At 41.6% G+C, this 14,478-nt stretch carries 11 protein-coding genes and 1 pseudogene; 8 read left to right on the forward strand and 4 right to left on the reverse strand.

Annotated elements, in window-relative coordinates; genetic code table 11:
- Positions 1 to 57: 57 nt before the first annotated feature.
- Both AC0L4E_RS18635 and AC0L4E_RS18640 read right to left on the reverse strand, forming a co-directional pair.
- Complete coding sequence (locus AC0L4E_RS18635) at positions 58 to 684, reverse strand: paraquat-inducible protein A (protein WP_473680964.1); 627 nt, start codon at positions 682 to 684, stop codon at positions 58 to 60.
- Positions 685 to 860: 176 nt separating this feature from the next.
- Positions 861 to 2,038: pseudogene (locus AC0L4E_RS18640) on the reverse strand (HD-GYP domain-containing protein).
- 339 nt (positions 2,039 to 2,377) lie between these two features.
- On the opposite strand from AC0L4E_RS18640, the gene AC0L4E_RS18645 reads away from it, so the two are divergent.
- From AC0L4E_RS18645 to AC0L4E_RS18655, 3 genes are all read left to right on the forward strand, one after another.
- Complete coding sequence (locus AC0L4E_RS18645) at positions 2,378 to 3,736, forward strand: isochorismate synthase (protein WP_473680966.1); 1,359 nt, start codon at positions 2,378 to 2,380, stop codon at positions 3,734 to 3,736.
- A 285-nt stretch (positions 3,737 to 4,021) separates the two neighbouring features.
- The gene (locus AC0L4E_RS18650; RefSeq protein WP_473680968.1) at positions 4,022 to 4,705 is read left to right on the forward strand and encodes a 7-cyano-7-deazaguanine/7-aminomethyl-7-deazaguanine transporter; all 684 of its coding nucleotides are present in this window, start codon (positions 4,022 to 4,024) and stop codon (positions 4,703 to 4,705) included.
- A 202-nt stretch (positions 4,706 to 4,907) separates the two neighbouring features.
- A complete protein-coding gene (locus tag AC0L4E_RS18655; RefSeq protein WP_473680970.1) occupies positions 4,908 to 5,363 on the forward strand; it encodes a GNAT family N-acetyltransferase in 456 nt (151 codons plus the stop codon).
- 622 nt (positions 5,364 to 5,985) lie between these two features.
- Here AC0L4E_RS18655 and AC0L4E_RS18660 read toward each other — a convergent pair.
- Together AC0L4E_RS18660 and AC0L4E_RS18665 are read right to left on the reverse strand one after the other, a co-directional pair.
- Complete coding sequence (locus AC0L4E_RS18660; protein ID WP_473680972.1) at positions 5,986 to 8,115, reverse strand: sensor histidine kinase; 2,130 nt, start codon at positions 8,113 to 8,115, stop codon at positions 5,986 to 5,988.
- Positions 8,116 to 8,118: 3 nt separating this feature from the next.
- Positions 8,119 to 9,501, reverse strand: coding sequence for a sigma-54-dependent transcriptional regulator (locus AC0L4E_RS18665; protein WP_473680974.1), 1,383 nt, complete (start codon positions 9,499 to 9,501; stop codon positions 8,119 to 8,121).
- A gap of 300 nt (positions 9,502 to 9,801) precedes the next feature.
- Here AC0L4E_RS18665 and AC0L4E_RS18670 point away from each other — a divergent pair, with 300 nt between their 5' ends.
- Genes AC0L4E_RS18670 through AC0L4E_RS18690 form a run of 5 tightly spaced genes read left to right on the forward strand, consistent with a single transcriptional unit; the run spans position 9,802 to position 14,461 of the window.
- A complete protein-coding gene (locus AC0L4E_RS18670; protein ID WP_473680976.1) occupies positions 9,802 to 10,623 on the forward strand; it encodes an ABC transporter substrate-binding protein in 822 nt (273 codons plus the stop codon).
- Positions 10,623 to 11,330 (forward strand): ABC transporter permease, encoded by a 708-nt coding sequence (locus tag AC0L4E_RS18675; RefSeq protein WP_153915120.1) that lies wholly within the window; start codon positions 10,623 to 10,625, stop codon positions 11,328 to 11,330. The genes AC0L4E_RS18670 and AC0L4E_RS18675 overlap by 1 nt, the downstream gene beginning before the upstream one ends.
- Positions 11,330 to 12,037 carry an ABC transporter ATP-binding protein gene (locus tag AC0L4E_RS18680; RefSeq protein ID WP_473680978.1) on the forward strand — a complete coding sequence of 236 codons (708 nt, stop codon included), beginning with the start codon at positions 11,330 to 11,332 and terminating at the stop codon, positions 12,035 to 12,037. Before AC0L4E_RS18675 ends, AC0L4E_RS18680 begins: the two co-directional genes overlap by 1 nt.
- Entirely contained in the window at positions 12,021 to 12,605 is a 585-nt protein-coding gene (gene mobA / locus AC0L4E_RS18685) for a molybdenum cofactor guanylyltransferase MobA (RefSeq protein ID WP_473680980.1), read from the forward strand. The genes AC0L4E_RS18680 and mobA overlap by 17 nt, the downstream gene beginning before the upstream one ends.
- Positions 12,606 to 12,646: 41 nt before the next feature.
- Positions 12,647 to 14,461, forward strand: coding sequence for a bifunctional molybdopterin-guanine dinucleotide biosynthesis adaptor protein MobB/molybdopterin molybdotransferase MoeA (locus tag AC0L4E_RS18690; protein WP_473680982.1), 1,815 nt, complete (start codon positions 12,647 to 12,649; stop codon positions 14,459 to 14,461).
- The last annotated feature ends 17 nt before the right edge of the window (positions 14,462 to 14,478 follow it).

The raw sequence follows: 14,478 nt of genomic DNA on the forward strand, positions 1-14,478 counted from the left end.
CTTTCATGCCTCTTTACTGATCTTGTTCATTACTATTCAACGATTACTTTCAAACGATTAAGTTGAAGTATTGATAAAAAATCTAGACACCAACCACTGACTAGCAATAGAAAACACACAGTAGGCACTAAAAAAGTAAAAGCCAGTTTCAAATTGAGCTGTGGTTTTTAATAACTCCCCCATCCCAGCAGAAGCATTACCCGCCATGTACACAATGATTAAGGCAACCACAAACACATCTGCCATTGACCACTTTCCAATAGCGCTCATCACCTTAATCACACTTTGCTGCTGACGAGAAAAGCAAGGCAAGCAGATAACTAACAACAGCGATAGTTTTAATGCCGGAAATACCACACTAAACAAGCCAACGAGTCCTGCCACAATGACATTATTTGATTGATAAAGCTCATTCACAGTATCGACGATACTGCGGGTTTTATAAAACACCTCGACTTCACCTTCGATAGTGTCAAAACCAAACATACTGATCGCCATATCCATCATGCTTCGTGCATTGCCACGCGAACTTTCAGATAGACTTTCGGTAAACATATTCACTCCAGTCTCCACCAACTCTGCTTTTTCGATACTGCCTTGAATGGTCAAAATTGGCTGTGTCACCCCAGGAATAAGTAACGCTAATGAAAAGATAATGACACTGATGCTAACCAAGGATTTCATTTTATCTCCGAGAGTGATTGAGAGTAAGCCAAAGAGAATATACAACAAGAGAACTAAAAAGTGTGAAGCTGTTAGTAGGAGCTATCAAACCATCAAGAGCAAATGAATAAACAGTTAAGCAATCGCATTAAACAACGGCTTAACCATCTATTTAAGTAGTCAAAACTGGGAAAACATTAATAAAATGGGCTAGGGTCGACTTCGAGCGAACGAGGTGAAATACCTCTTTCGATATTTAAATCTGATTTGCGTAAATCCACAAAAGTGACATCGGTATAACGTCGATGCTTTTGCGAATAAAAACATTTCACTACAGGGTTTAATGCATCACGCCCCTTAGATTCCCATACAATGCCGACTCTTTCATCGGATAATTGCACCAGTGAACCCACAGGATAAATCCCAACGCAGCGAATGAACTCATAAACTAATGCTTGATCGAGATGAAATGGGGTTAACTTCATTAAAATTTTAAATGCAGCCGCTGGGCTCATTGCTTCTTTATAGCAACGAGTGGCAGTAAGAGCATCAAAAATATCGACAATGCAGCTCATACGGCCATGTTGTGGTATTTCATCGCCTTTCAGCCCTCTAGGATAACCCTTGCCATCAAGTTTCTCATGATGCATTAAGCAAACATCTTTACTCACTTGCGATAAGCCTTCCGCTTCTTTCATGATATCGACGGCATATACTTGATGTTTTTTAATTTCTTCAAATTCTTCATCAGTCAGCTTTCCAGGCTTGTGAAGAATTTTATTATCCACTTGGATTTTGCCAATATCATGCAAAATTCCACCTACTGCCATTTCTTTCAATAATGCCTTATCCAGCTCAAGATGCTTACCAAAAGTCACCAGCAAAAATGCGACATTAACAGAGTGCTCAAGCAAATAAGCATCTTTAGTTCTTAACGCCGAAACACACTTGAGTGCATCGGCATCATCCATCACTGATTCAATCATTTTGTCAGCAATGTCTTCAAATGGTGCGACTTCAACCGCTTTACCTTCGTAAGTTTCCGACAGCACTTTACGCACTAGTGTTTTCGCTTCTGAAAGGATTTTTTTCGCTTGGGTTTGTTTGGTTTCGCGAGTGATAACCGGCTTACGTACTAACGGCGCAGCGCTTTTTTCTTTAAGCCACAACCATCAGATGAGCGTTCCACATCGACCCAAACAGTTTTAATACCTGCAATTTGTAGTTTACTAATCGAGTCACGATGCTTTATTTGCCCCGCATTACTAATGGCCACTTTGCTTTCTTTACGATCGATAGCGACCACAAACATGCCCAAACCTAAACGGCTGACAGGTATGCGAATAACATCTTGTGGCTGATCAACTTGGCTCATTTAAGGGTAACTCTCCGAATACATCAAATAACAACAATTGCTAATATTTATGACTTAATATGTTGAATATGTAAATTAAGCATGGCCATTTTATCTCGTCTCAACTAAATACTCCAAATAAAATGTACTATTATGTAACTGTCCTTAAATTCAGCTGGTTAGCGGGATTGATTATCATTCGCACAGCAAAAATATGATTATATTAGCCTTTAAGATCACAGCATTAGCGGCTTAAGATTGACAGTTTTTGAACCCTTCACTAACTTAGGGCATAATTTACATAATCATACTACTCTTCCTCATTTAGCCTATTTGAGTTATCAACTATTGGAGTCCTTGTTGCCTAGCCACATTTTTTCTGAGCAATTTAGCCAGTTAATCGACAAGCTAAACGCTATGAAGTTGGCCCATGCCAAAGAACACATAGTGCAAATCTCAGTGGAAGCAAAGTCAATTCCATTACTTTCATGGTTAGGTGCGCAAACTCAATATCCTCGCATTTATTGGCATGGGCGTGAGAAACAAGAAGAAGTAGCCGCTATCGGCGCATGTAAAGACTTTAAGCAAGAACAAGAAATTGATGACGAATTATTAGCATCAATTTACCAATCTCAGCGTGGTAAAAGCAGTAATCAGGATATTCGCTATTATGGCGGTGTCGCTTTCGACCGTACCGTAGAATGCTGGCCTGATTTTGGTCGCACTCGCTTTGTACTGCCTCGTATTGAACTGCGTCGTCATGGCAATATTGTCAAATTGCTGGTCAATCTCAATTTTGAAGATACTGATCAACAAGCAGAGTGCGAAGCAGCGATTGAGGCAATTAAACAGTTAAAACCTGCAAAGCCATTATCTCCGCCTAACAAGTTGCCGTTAATGGGTCGTAGTGACCTACCTAACTACCAACGTTGGAAAGAGTTAGTTGAACAAGTCACTCAACCTAAGTTTAATCAAACCACTCCAAAAGTTGTGCTATCTCGTCAAACGCAGCTTGAAATCAACGATGTTGTTGATCCTTGGATGGTGCTGGCATGTTGGCAAGGTCGTAACCCAAATAGTTTCCAGTTTGGTTTTCAGTTTAGCCCTGAAAGAACCTTCATTTCTTGTTCACCAGAGCGTTTGTATTTACGCAGACAAAAAGAGCTGTTTACTGAAGCACTAGCAGGAACAACAGTGCGCGGATTAAACCAAGAAGAAGATGATTTTTTAGCGACTCAATTACTGGAAGACACTAAAAATAGTCATGAAAACCAATTAGTCAGGCAACAAATTGTCGATGTATTGACCCCATTAAGCAACTACGTTGGTGCTGATGAGTCCGCTAAAATCTTCAAACTGACACATATCCAGCATTTACATCGTTCAATTCGCGCAGAGTTAAAAGCAGGGGTAAATGACTTTCAGTTGCTCCAAGGTCTGCATCCTACACCTGCAGTTGGTGGCCTACCTAAAGAGTCTGCATTAAGCTTTATTCGCCAGCGCGAAGGTTATAACCGCGGCTGGTATGCTGGCGCTTGTGGTTACTTAAATAAATATGAAAGTGAATTTTCAGTCGCTATTCGCAGCGCGTTAATCGAGCCAGGTCGAATCAACCTTTTTGCGGGTGCCGGCATTGTTGCAGGTTCTGATCCACTTGCCGAATGGCAAGAGCTTGAAAACAAACTCACGACAATATTATCGATATTGGTTGAGCTATAACCCCATTGTTTGCTTAGCCTAGCAACAAGTGAGTTAGCGCAGCCATATCGCTTTTATCATCGGCAAGCTATAAGCCCCTTTACCCAGAACAAGTCCCAAAATCACAATTGATGGTTGCATCTTCTTATTTGCTCTCTATAATGCGTCCTCCTTGGCGTAGCTGACGATTTTTACTCCAACTTGGATAAAAACCGATACGTTAGCGATAATCAATAAAATAATACTGCCAACCTCATTCAAATACGGGTTCCCTCACCCCGTCTAACCCAATAAAAAGGCTACAAGATGTTAAAACTATCTCAGGCGCAATGTCGTCGAGCACTGATGTTTTTGGTCAGTTTTCATATTATTATTATTTGTGCCAGTAACTACTTGGTACAACTACCTTTTCAGATATTCGGCTATCACACCACTTGGGGTGCTTTCAGCTTTCCATTTGTATACTTAGCGACTGATCTTACTGTGCGTATTTTTGGTCAAAAGGCAGCTCGCAGTATTATTTTCAAAGCCATGCTACCCGCTTTACTGATCTCCTACGTTATGGGCGTCGTGTTCCATCAAGGGGCTTTTCAGGGCACATCGTCATTAGCCGAGTGGAATCAGTTTGTATTTCGTATCGCCTTCGCCAGTTTTGTCGCTTACCTTGTTGGCCAACTGATGGATATCACTGTGTTTGCTAAGATGCGTAAAGCAAAAGCATGGTGGATGGCTCCTGCTGCCTCAACCTTGTTTGGCAATCTTGTTGATACTATCGTCTTTTTCAGTGTCGCATTTTACGCCTCAACAGATACCTTTATGGCGCAGCACTGGCCAGAAATCGCTATGGTCGATTACGCATTTAAGCTCATCGTCAGCTTAGGTTTGTTTTTGCCGGCATATGGTGTGTTACTAAAAATCTTAAGCGATAAGTTAATCGCGACTCCAACAGAGTCTGATGCTGTTCACCCTGAGCAAACGCGAAAAGCCTAAATTCATATCATTGATAACAAGCTAAGCTTGTTTAATTAGGCGTTTTTGCTGTTAATTTGATCAGCGCGGCACTTTTTAACCAATGCCGCCACCACACTGGTACGATGAGTTATAATACGTCAGTGTTTTTTGCTGTTAGCAAATTAAGCCTGCTTATATTCACGCACGCCTTTGTTTAGTTAACAGCCCAGTGGAAAATAAAATGTTAAATATCCAAATTCAAGCTCACACAGAGCTCACAGCAGAAGTTGCTGAACAATTAGCAGCGTTAACTGCTCGCATCCATGAACTAGACCACGCTCAATCTATTGAGTCGTTACAACAGCGTCTAGCAAACAAGCCATGCTTGGTATTATTTGCCTATGTTGAAGGTGAATTAGCAGGCTTTAAATTGGGCTATCAGACTGATGAAGACTGTTTTTACAGTTGGTTAGGTGGCGTTGAGGCTGACTTTCGTCAATTAGGTTTAGCCAAGTCGATGCTTGAGTACCAAGAGAAATGGGCTACAGCACAAGGATTCCGTCGTCTTGAAGTAAAAACCCGCAACCAATTTAAGGCGATGCTCAACATGTTAGTTGCAAATCAATACCAGATTACTCAAGTTGAGAGCCATGACAACATTGCTCAAAACAAACTATTTTTACAGAAACTACTGTAAAAATAGATGGTTAATCTAAAAAAACAAAGAGTGTATTTTAGTTGTTATGCCGATTAACAATAATGTTGAAAATAATTGATTAATTAACTTGCAAACGCAAATGATAATGATTATTATTCAGTTGCGTTCCAAAACTCAGTTAAGATTAATAGCTTCATCTCCTATTAACCCCTCTGAGAATTAGCACATCATTGCTCAAACACTCTTTGAAGGCCAGGCTCATCACCTGGCATTTTTTTGTCTAAAATTTAATAACTTAAACTTCTTCCTGCCCAGTTCATCAACTCAAACTTAACTCATATTTTTATTCCCAAATATTCAAAACTTAGTTAAATGTTACTTAACGATCTGTTTTAAAAGATATTTGAGGGGTTATAGCTAAATGAATTTTTAAACTGCAGGTGTAAAGGGAATGTAAAGTTGTTAATAAACTTCAATAAAAGATTGCAAACAATAATGAGAATGATTATTGTTTATGTGCGTTCCAAAGCTCAGTTTAGTTAATAGCTTCATCTCCTATTAACCCTCTGAGTTTGCAAGCACGACATTGCTCACACACTCTTTGTGGCCGGGTTCATCACCCGGCTTTTTTTGCCTAAAATTTATCACCAGTAAACATTAGCTAAACAATCGTGTCGTCTACCGCACCAAAATGTAAGCCATCATAAGGATTGTCTGCGTGTTCCTCTTTGGCTTTATAATAGATACCAATTGAAAATACAGTACCTTTCCCGAGAGTCGACTTAACCTCAATCGTGCCGCCAATACGTTTAATAATGCCGTAACTCAGTGATAAGCCTAAACCTGTGCCATCTTTTCGGGTGGTATAAAACGGATCGAAGATTCGACTTAGACGTTCTGGTGCAATCCCCACACCTTCATCTTCCACTTCAACTTTTACACCGACAACTTTTCCATGTTCTACCCAATCATTAGCTCGAATCCAAATCTTACCTTTACTCTCAATAGCATGAGCGGCGTTAACGACTAAGTTAATCAATACTTGAATCACCTGCGGCCGGTTTACTTCAACTTCTGCAGTGGTATTAATTTGCTGGATGAGTTCTACTTTTTGCTTTTCAATTGAATGGCGAACCAGCACTAATACTTCTTCAATCATTGATTGTACTTGGTGCATTTCTAAAGGTGCATTAAATTCACCAGGGCGACTATATTGCAATAAACTGCGGATAATAGTGCTGATCCTGCCCACTTGTTGAATCACTAACTCAATCTCTTCCTCAACCACGTTAGCATTTGAGCCAAGCTCATATTTCATTAGCTCCATGTTGCCCAAGATTACTGCAGTAGGATTGTTAATCTCGTGGGCAATACCCGCAGTTAGCTCACCTAAAGCGGTCAACTTTTCATTTGTCACCAACTGCTGACGAGTTTCGTTCAATAAAGCAACGTTACGTTGTAACTCTTCGGTTTTATCTTGCAAGCTGCGGGTTCGCTCTTCAACTTTGACCTCAAGTTGCTCTGCTGCAGATTGAATTTGTAAGTTTCGTCGCTGTAATAAGTCGAGCATATGATCAAACTGTTCAGCGAGATTTGAAAGTTCGTTGTCTCTATCTAAACCTAGCTCACCAATACGTAAGTCACGACCAGACTGCACAGCTTTCACCACATGATGAATACGCTCAATGGGTTCTAGTAGGCTATTTGCGCCTCGATAAACTAAAAAGCCTGACACGAGTAGCACCAACATTAATATCGTGCCTAGCTCGATGATATTAAGAATATAAGTATGAATGAATGGCGCTTCAGAAAAACCGGTGTAGATCATCCCAATTCGCTTGCCACGTATATCCTCAAGTGGGGAGTAGCCTGATATAAACCAATCATTAAGCACAAAAGCACGATCAACCCATGGAATGCCTTCCACTAAGACTTTTTGACGTACTTCTTCTGACACTAGCGTGCCTAATGCTCTTGATTGAAGCTCGTTATTAGGAGAGAACATGTCCATTGGCACATTGGTACTAATGCGAGCATTATCTAAAAATATGGTTACGGTACCAATCGAACGCTCAGGTAGTGTGCCTTTATCGTAAACAAGGTCACGAATATGGTCGACAATAACGGTATCTCTATTAAATAACGTCCCCCCATCGAGATACCAGCTTACCTGACCCGTTTCATCGGGTATCGGTAATAAAGTCCGGCTCAGCATTCCGCGAGTTTCAGCCAGCTTTTCAGGCTCTTGAGCCCGCATAGTCGCTGATAACGGTACTTTGGCAAGTTCAGCCAAATTAGGATCTAATCGATCTAACCGTTTAGCTGATAACACCATTAAGCCAGAATAAGCTTGATTTTCAATTCTAGGTAACATCTGACGTAAGTCAGGATCAGCATTGGCTTCTTCAAGCCTAATTAGCCGTAAAACATCAAGTTGGAGAATCTCTTTTTGTTGCTTCAAGTAGCGATTAAGCTTCACTGATTCAGCTTGATTACCTTTATCAACCTCTGAAAATGAATTTTGAAAATCCCAAGATTCACTGACATTATATAGTTGAATCTCTTGTTGTTTTTGAACTTGCTCTAAAGTGTTAGTTGCTACTGTTAAATCAGCTTTCACTTTCATAAACAGCTGCTTACCTGTGTAGCTGATATTCCAGTAAATAGTGATAAACACTAAACTAATTAAAGTCAGTAAAATCGGTAATAAAGTTAAGATGAGAATGCGATAACGCACCTTGGCTTGCATTTGCTGCCAACTGACTCCAAAAAACTGACTAAAAACAGACACTATTTAGTCTTCCTTATCCGATTCAACTTCAAACCACTCTTTGTATTTACGATCCAGTGTTTTACGAGACACACCTAAATCCCTTGCTGCCGCAGACTTATTACCGCTATGAGAATCAACCACACTCATCACATGCTGCTTTTCAACTTCTTTTAACGGCCAGGTCAATGGGTAACCCGCTTGAGTCACTGCTTCTGCTTGTTCATTTTTCTTCCAATACTCCGCTGGAGGCTTACCCAGCAAAATACATCGTTCAATCATATTACGAAGTTCACGGATATTACCCGGCCACTCATGCTGTTGTAGCACTTGTAAATCTTCATGACTCCACACGACTTCTTTGACACCTAATTCACGGGCAAGTTGCCAAGTAAAATGATGCGTAAGCTCAATCACATCTTCTGGACGAGTGCGTAATGGAGGGATCAAGATATTTAATACATTTAAGCGATAGTATAAGTCACTACGGAAATTGCCTTCTGCTACTTCTTCTGACAAGGTGCGGTTAGTCGCAGCGACAACCCTGACATCAATAGCGACTTCTTTTTCGCTACCAACGGGTCTTATCGCTTTTTGCTCCAGAACACGCAATAACGCTGTTTGCATTTTCATTGGCATTTCGCCAATTTCATCCAAAAAGATGGTGCCACCTGTCGCAAAGTTAAATAACCCTTCACGGTTTCCCTTGGCGCCAGTAAATGCACCAGCAGTGTGGCCAAACAATTCACTGCCTAATAGCTCTGGGGCGATTGCGCCGCAGTTAACTGGTACAAATGGCCCTGTACGTCCACTTAATTGATGTAATTGTCTGGCAACGAGTTCTTTACCCGTTCCTGACTCGCCTTCAATTAACACCACAGCATTAGTTGGGGCAACGCGTTCAATGACTTGTTTTACTTCTATCATTGCATCACTGTTACCAATCATAGTGGTTGAATGACCACTAGATAACTCGCGGCGCAACATAAAGTTTTCACGCTTCAGTAGGCGGCGTTCAATACAACGATCCACCGATGTCATCATTTGTTCTAAATGGAATGGCTTCATAATAAAATCAGAAGCACCGGCTCGCAACGCCTTAATGGCAACATCCATATCAGCATAGCCAGTCATGAAAATGATGTCAGAACGACGCTCTTTTTCATTTAATGCTTCATGCCATTCAATACCTGAGCGATCTGGTAAACGAATATCGACAATCAATAAGTCAAAATGGCCGCGACTACGAAGTTTCTCAGCTTCTTCAATAGTGGATGCCGTTTCAACTAACGCAAATTTCTTTGATAATGCTTTTTTCAGGAAGCTACGCATTCCTGGTTCATCATCAACAATCAACACCGAAACAGCTGTGGTTAACGGCTTTGAATTTGATTCATTATTGTTCATATGGCTTCTGCTTTGGACATTTTGACTAGATTTAACATTATCGTACCACTAAAAATCCGACTGTGGGTCAGTTTGCCCTACAGAATTAGACCTATGGGACAATTTGTCTGTAAACCATAAGCTTAGTGCGAGACTTAGATCACAGTTTCAAATTTTGTCGTGATCAACACTTTCAGACTCGCATTGGCATAATAATTGCGATGTAATTAATTGTTACGGGCAACCTTGCCCTCATTTTCAAAATACATTGATTGGCACGGCTTGGTGCCTTTGCAGTTTTAGTATTTTCAAGGAGCTAGAATGTTTAATTTTAAATCAGGTTTAACCGCTTTTATTGGTATGGCATTACTTGGTAGCACAATGGTCAGTGATACTGTTGAAGCAACTGAAGTCATCAAATTAGCCACGACCACTAGTACAGATAACTCTGGTCTATTACGTGCTATTTTGCCAACGTTTGAAGCAGAGTCTGGTTACAAGGTGCAAGTGATTGCAACGGGTACGGGCAAGGCATTAAAGCTTGCGCGTCAAGGAGATGTAGACGTTGTGATGACTCACGCACCCGCTGCTGAAGCCAAATTTGTTAACGAAGGCTACGGCACAACACCTCGTGGGATCATGGAAAATGATTTTGTTGTTTTAGGTCCAAAAAACGACCCAGCAAAAATGTCAGGCAGTAAAGACGTGGTTGAAGCCTTCAAAAAAGTAGCCTCAACTAAGAGTACTTTCATCTCTCGCGGTGACAATTCAGGCACCAACATGAAAGAGCTCGCAATTTGGAAAGAAGCTTCTGTAACACCAGATTTTTCAGGCTATACTTCAATTGGTCAAGGTATGGGTAAGACTTTACTGATGGCTAATGAGAAACAAGCTTACACATTAACTGATCGTGGTACGTTTGTTGCTTACAAATCTAAATTAGATTTAGCAATTACTTTTGAAGGTGGCGCAGCATTAGCCAACCCTTATCAAATCATGCTAATTAATGCAGAAAAATATCCTGATTTAAATCATCAAGGAGCGAAAGCATTGAGCGATTGGTTTATTAGCCCTAAAGCTCAACAGATGATTAATGATTTCAAAGTTCAGGGAGAACAATTGTTTAAGGCAACATATAAGTAATGAATGAAGGCTGGTTAGCCCTAATGCAGCAAGCTTTTAGCTTGCTGCTTTCTTTAGACCCAGACGTATGGTCTATCATAAGCGTATCTTTTTCGGTTTCTTTTGCGGCATTAATCATCACATTAATACCGTCAATCATGCTGGGCTTTTTACTCGCCTCATATCAGTTCCCAGGACGTTGGTTTGTCACCAACATAGTTCAAACTTTACAATCAATTCCTACCGTGGTCATAGGCCTATTGGCATATCTTCTACTAACCCGAAATGGGCCATTAGGTGACTTACGCTGGCTGTTTACTCAAGAGGGGATGATTTTAGGGCAAATGATGATTTGTGCCCCAGTATTAATCGCCCTATCACAAGCCGCTTTTAGCAGTATTGATAAACGAGCTTACGAAACATCTCGAACATTAGGTGCATCTTGGCAGCGTGCGATTTGGACTGTTTGCCGTGAATTACGCGTGCCACTTTTATTGGCCATCATCGCCGCATTTAGCCGTATTCTTACCGAAGTGGGTTGTTCTATGATGGTGGGCGGAAACATATTGCACCACACCCGAAATATTCCCACAGCTATTGCGCTTGAAACCAGTAAAGGCGACTTTGCTCAAGCTATCGCATTAGGTTTAGTGCTACTGATTTTGGCCATAGTGATAAACTTTGCTATCGGTTCTTTGCGTGGTAAAGCCATGCCTAGGAGTCAGTAATGACCGCGAAACTGACAGCAAAAAATGTGCGCATTAACTTTAAAGAGCGCGAGTTATTCACCTTCAACGATTTATCGTTTTGCGAAGGGGACGTTATTTACCTTCAAGGCGATAATGGCTCGGGTAAATCAACGTTAATGAAGCTGATTGCCGGCATCATTAAACCTAATTCAGGTACGGTGTCAGCCTCTGGGTTTGCAGCCCCTAAATGGTGGCAAGCCAATTCATTACTTGGCAAAGCGGTGTATTTACATCAACATGCTTACCTGTTTGATGGCTCTGTTGAATATAATTTGCGATACGCCCTTCCCAAAGGACGTTTTAGTGCCCAAGAGCAGCAAGACAGAATTACCCAAGCCATTGAAATGGCCCAATTAGGCTCATTGCTTAAAAGCGATGCAACCGATCTTTCAGGCGGAGAGCGACAACGTTTAGCTGTTGCGAGAGCTTGGATTACTCAGCCTAAGTTGCTGATGCTTGATGAACCAATTTCTAACATGGATAAGCAGTCACAAAAACTGGTTTTAGCCATGATTAATATTTTAAAACAAGAAGGTACTGGGCTGCTTATCAGTAGCCATCAAACCTGTGGGTTAACAGCTTTATGTCAGAAACACTGGCATATTTCAGAGCAAAAAGTTGTTGAAAGTAACCATATACCTCGCTTTGAGCAGTCTCAGGAGTTTCACTATGTCAGTGCAAATTGATGCGGTGATTTTAGCTGGCGGTATGGCCAGAAGAATGGGCGGGATCGACAAAGGCTTAGTTGAATTAAGCGGTAAGCCGATGATCTCGCACACTATCGAGCGCGTTAAGCCTCAAGTTAATCGTATTATGATTAATGCTAACCGTAATCAAGCGCAATATTCTGCCCTTGGGTTTGATGTGATAAGCGATAAAGAAACGGGTTATTTAGGCCCTTTAGCAGGGATGGTTACAGCCATGGACAACACGCAGGCAGACTTTTTGCTGGTTGTTCCTTGCGATAGCCCAATGTTACCTAACGATTTATGTGCACGTATGCATGCATCACTTAAAGAAGCAGATGCCGATATTGCCGTCGCAAGTGACGGAGAATACCAACAACCCGTCGTCATGTTACTTAAGCCACACTTGAAAGATTCAATGCAGGCATTTCTTGATGCTGGCGACCGAAAAATTTTCCTTTGGTATGAACAACACAAATATGTGGTAACAAGCTTTGCTGATCAACCGAATGCATTTGTGAATGTGAATACACTTGAACAAAAACTTGTCATCGAGAATGCCAAATAATTTGTGGCAACACGCCATGATAAGTCAACAATGAGGTCTTTATGAGTATACCGTTTTCCAATCCGCTTAATATTCCAGTACTCGGATTCTGTGCCTATAGTGGCACCGGTAAAACCACCTTATTAAAACAATTGATCCCAGAGCTTAATCGCCGCGGAGTTCGTTTAGCCGTTATCAAACATGCTCATCATAATTTCGATGTTGATATTCCGGGCAAAGACAGCTACGAAATGCGTAAAGCTGGTGCTAAGCAAATGCTGGTTGCCTCTCATGTTCGTTGGGCTCTAATGACTGAAGATGCCGTTGAGGGTGATCCGCAATTACCGCACCTATTAGCGCAAATTGAAGCGGATAAAGTGGACATCGTTTTAGTCGAAGGCTTTAAAAAGCTTGAACTACCTAAAATTGAGCTGCACCGCGCTGCGCATGGTAAACCACTCATTCATACCCATGATGACAATATCGTGGCTATCGCTTGCTGTGATGATACTGAAACACCAGCAGAGCTCACTCGCTTAGATTTAAACAATGTCGGCCAAATTGCTGATTTTGTCATTGAGTATCAAACTAACTGGCAAGCCCCAGATATTGAGTTACCAATTCCTGCTACTGCTACGCCTGTTTCTGATGAGCAAAAATTCTTATCGGTTGCCCAAGGTTTAGAGCAATTAATGGCGATGGTTAAGCCGTTAACAGACAGTGAGCAAGTGGCGATTGATGAGGCCGCTAACCGCGTTCTAGCATCTGATGCTATTTCGCCAGTGAATGTGCCGCAGCAAACTAACTCAGCAATGGACGGTTACGCCTTTGCTTACAGCCAAGACAATAGTCCTGCAAATCCTGTTGCCCCGCTTAAGCTGATGGGTGAGGTCTTAGCAGGTCACGAGTATCCAAGCGTGTTAGCCGCAGGCGAAGCTGTACGTATTATGACCGGTGCCACAGTACCGCAAGGCGCGGATACTGTAGAAGCGCGTGAGCTGGTCATCGAGCAAGATGGCCAAGTTCAGTTACAAGGTAAAGTGATTGAAGGTCAACATGTGCGTTTAGCGGGTGAAGACATCGCCAAAGATGCACTCGCATTAGCTAAAGGTCACCGCTTACATGCTGCTGAACAGGGCTTATTAGCTTCTTTAGGCCTGCCAACTGCTAATGTGGTTAAGCAACCTACCATTGCCGTATTCTCAACAGGCGATGAAGTCAGTCAACCTGGTGAACCACTAAAAGCTAACTGTATTTACGATTCTAATCGCTACACCATAAAATCAATGGCGCAGAAGTTAGGTTGTAAGGTGATTGATCTAGGTATTATCGAAGACAGTGAAGATGCGTTAACAGCAGCGTTATCACAAGCCAGTGTTGATGCTGACATTGTTATCAGCTCAGGTGGTGTTTCAGTGGGTAATGCAGATTACATTAAAACCGTATTAGCCAAAATTGGCGAAATTAACTTCTGGCGTATTAACATGCGCCCAGGTAGACCACTGGCGTTTGGTAAAGTGAATGACAGCCTATTTTTCGGTTTACCTGGCAATCCTGTTGCTGTAATGGTGTCGTTTTTACAATTCGTTCAACCTGCCATTCGTAAACTTGCTGGCGAAATCAACTATACGCCACAGTATTTACCTGCAATTACCGATAGTATTTTGCGCAGCAGAACAGGACGAACAGAGTTTGTCCGTGGTCAGTATCATTTAAGCAATGATGGACGTTTACATGTGGCCTCCACTGGGGCACAAGGTTCAGGGATGTTGAACTCAATGGTCAAAGCTAATTGTCTGATTGTGATCGGTGAAGCCGACGAGTCAGTCATGCCGGGCCAACAAGTCTACATTCAGCCTTTCGCTGAACTGTTATAACTAACCAAAAGATGTGC

Source organism: Shewanella sp. GJ50-10, assembly GCF_055808815.1.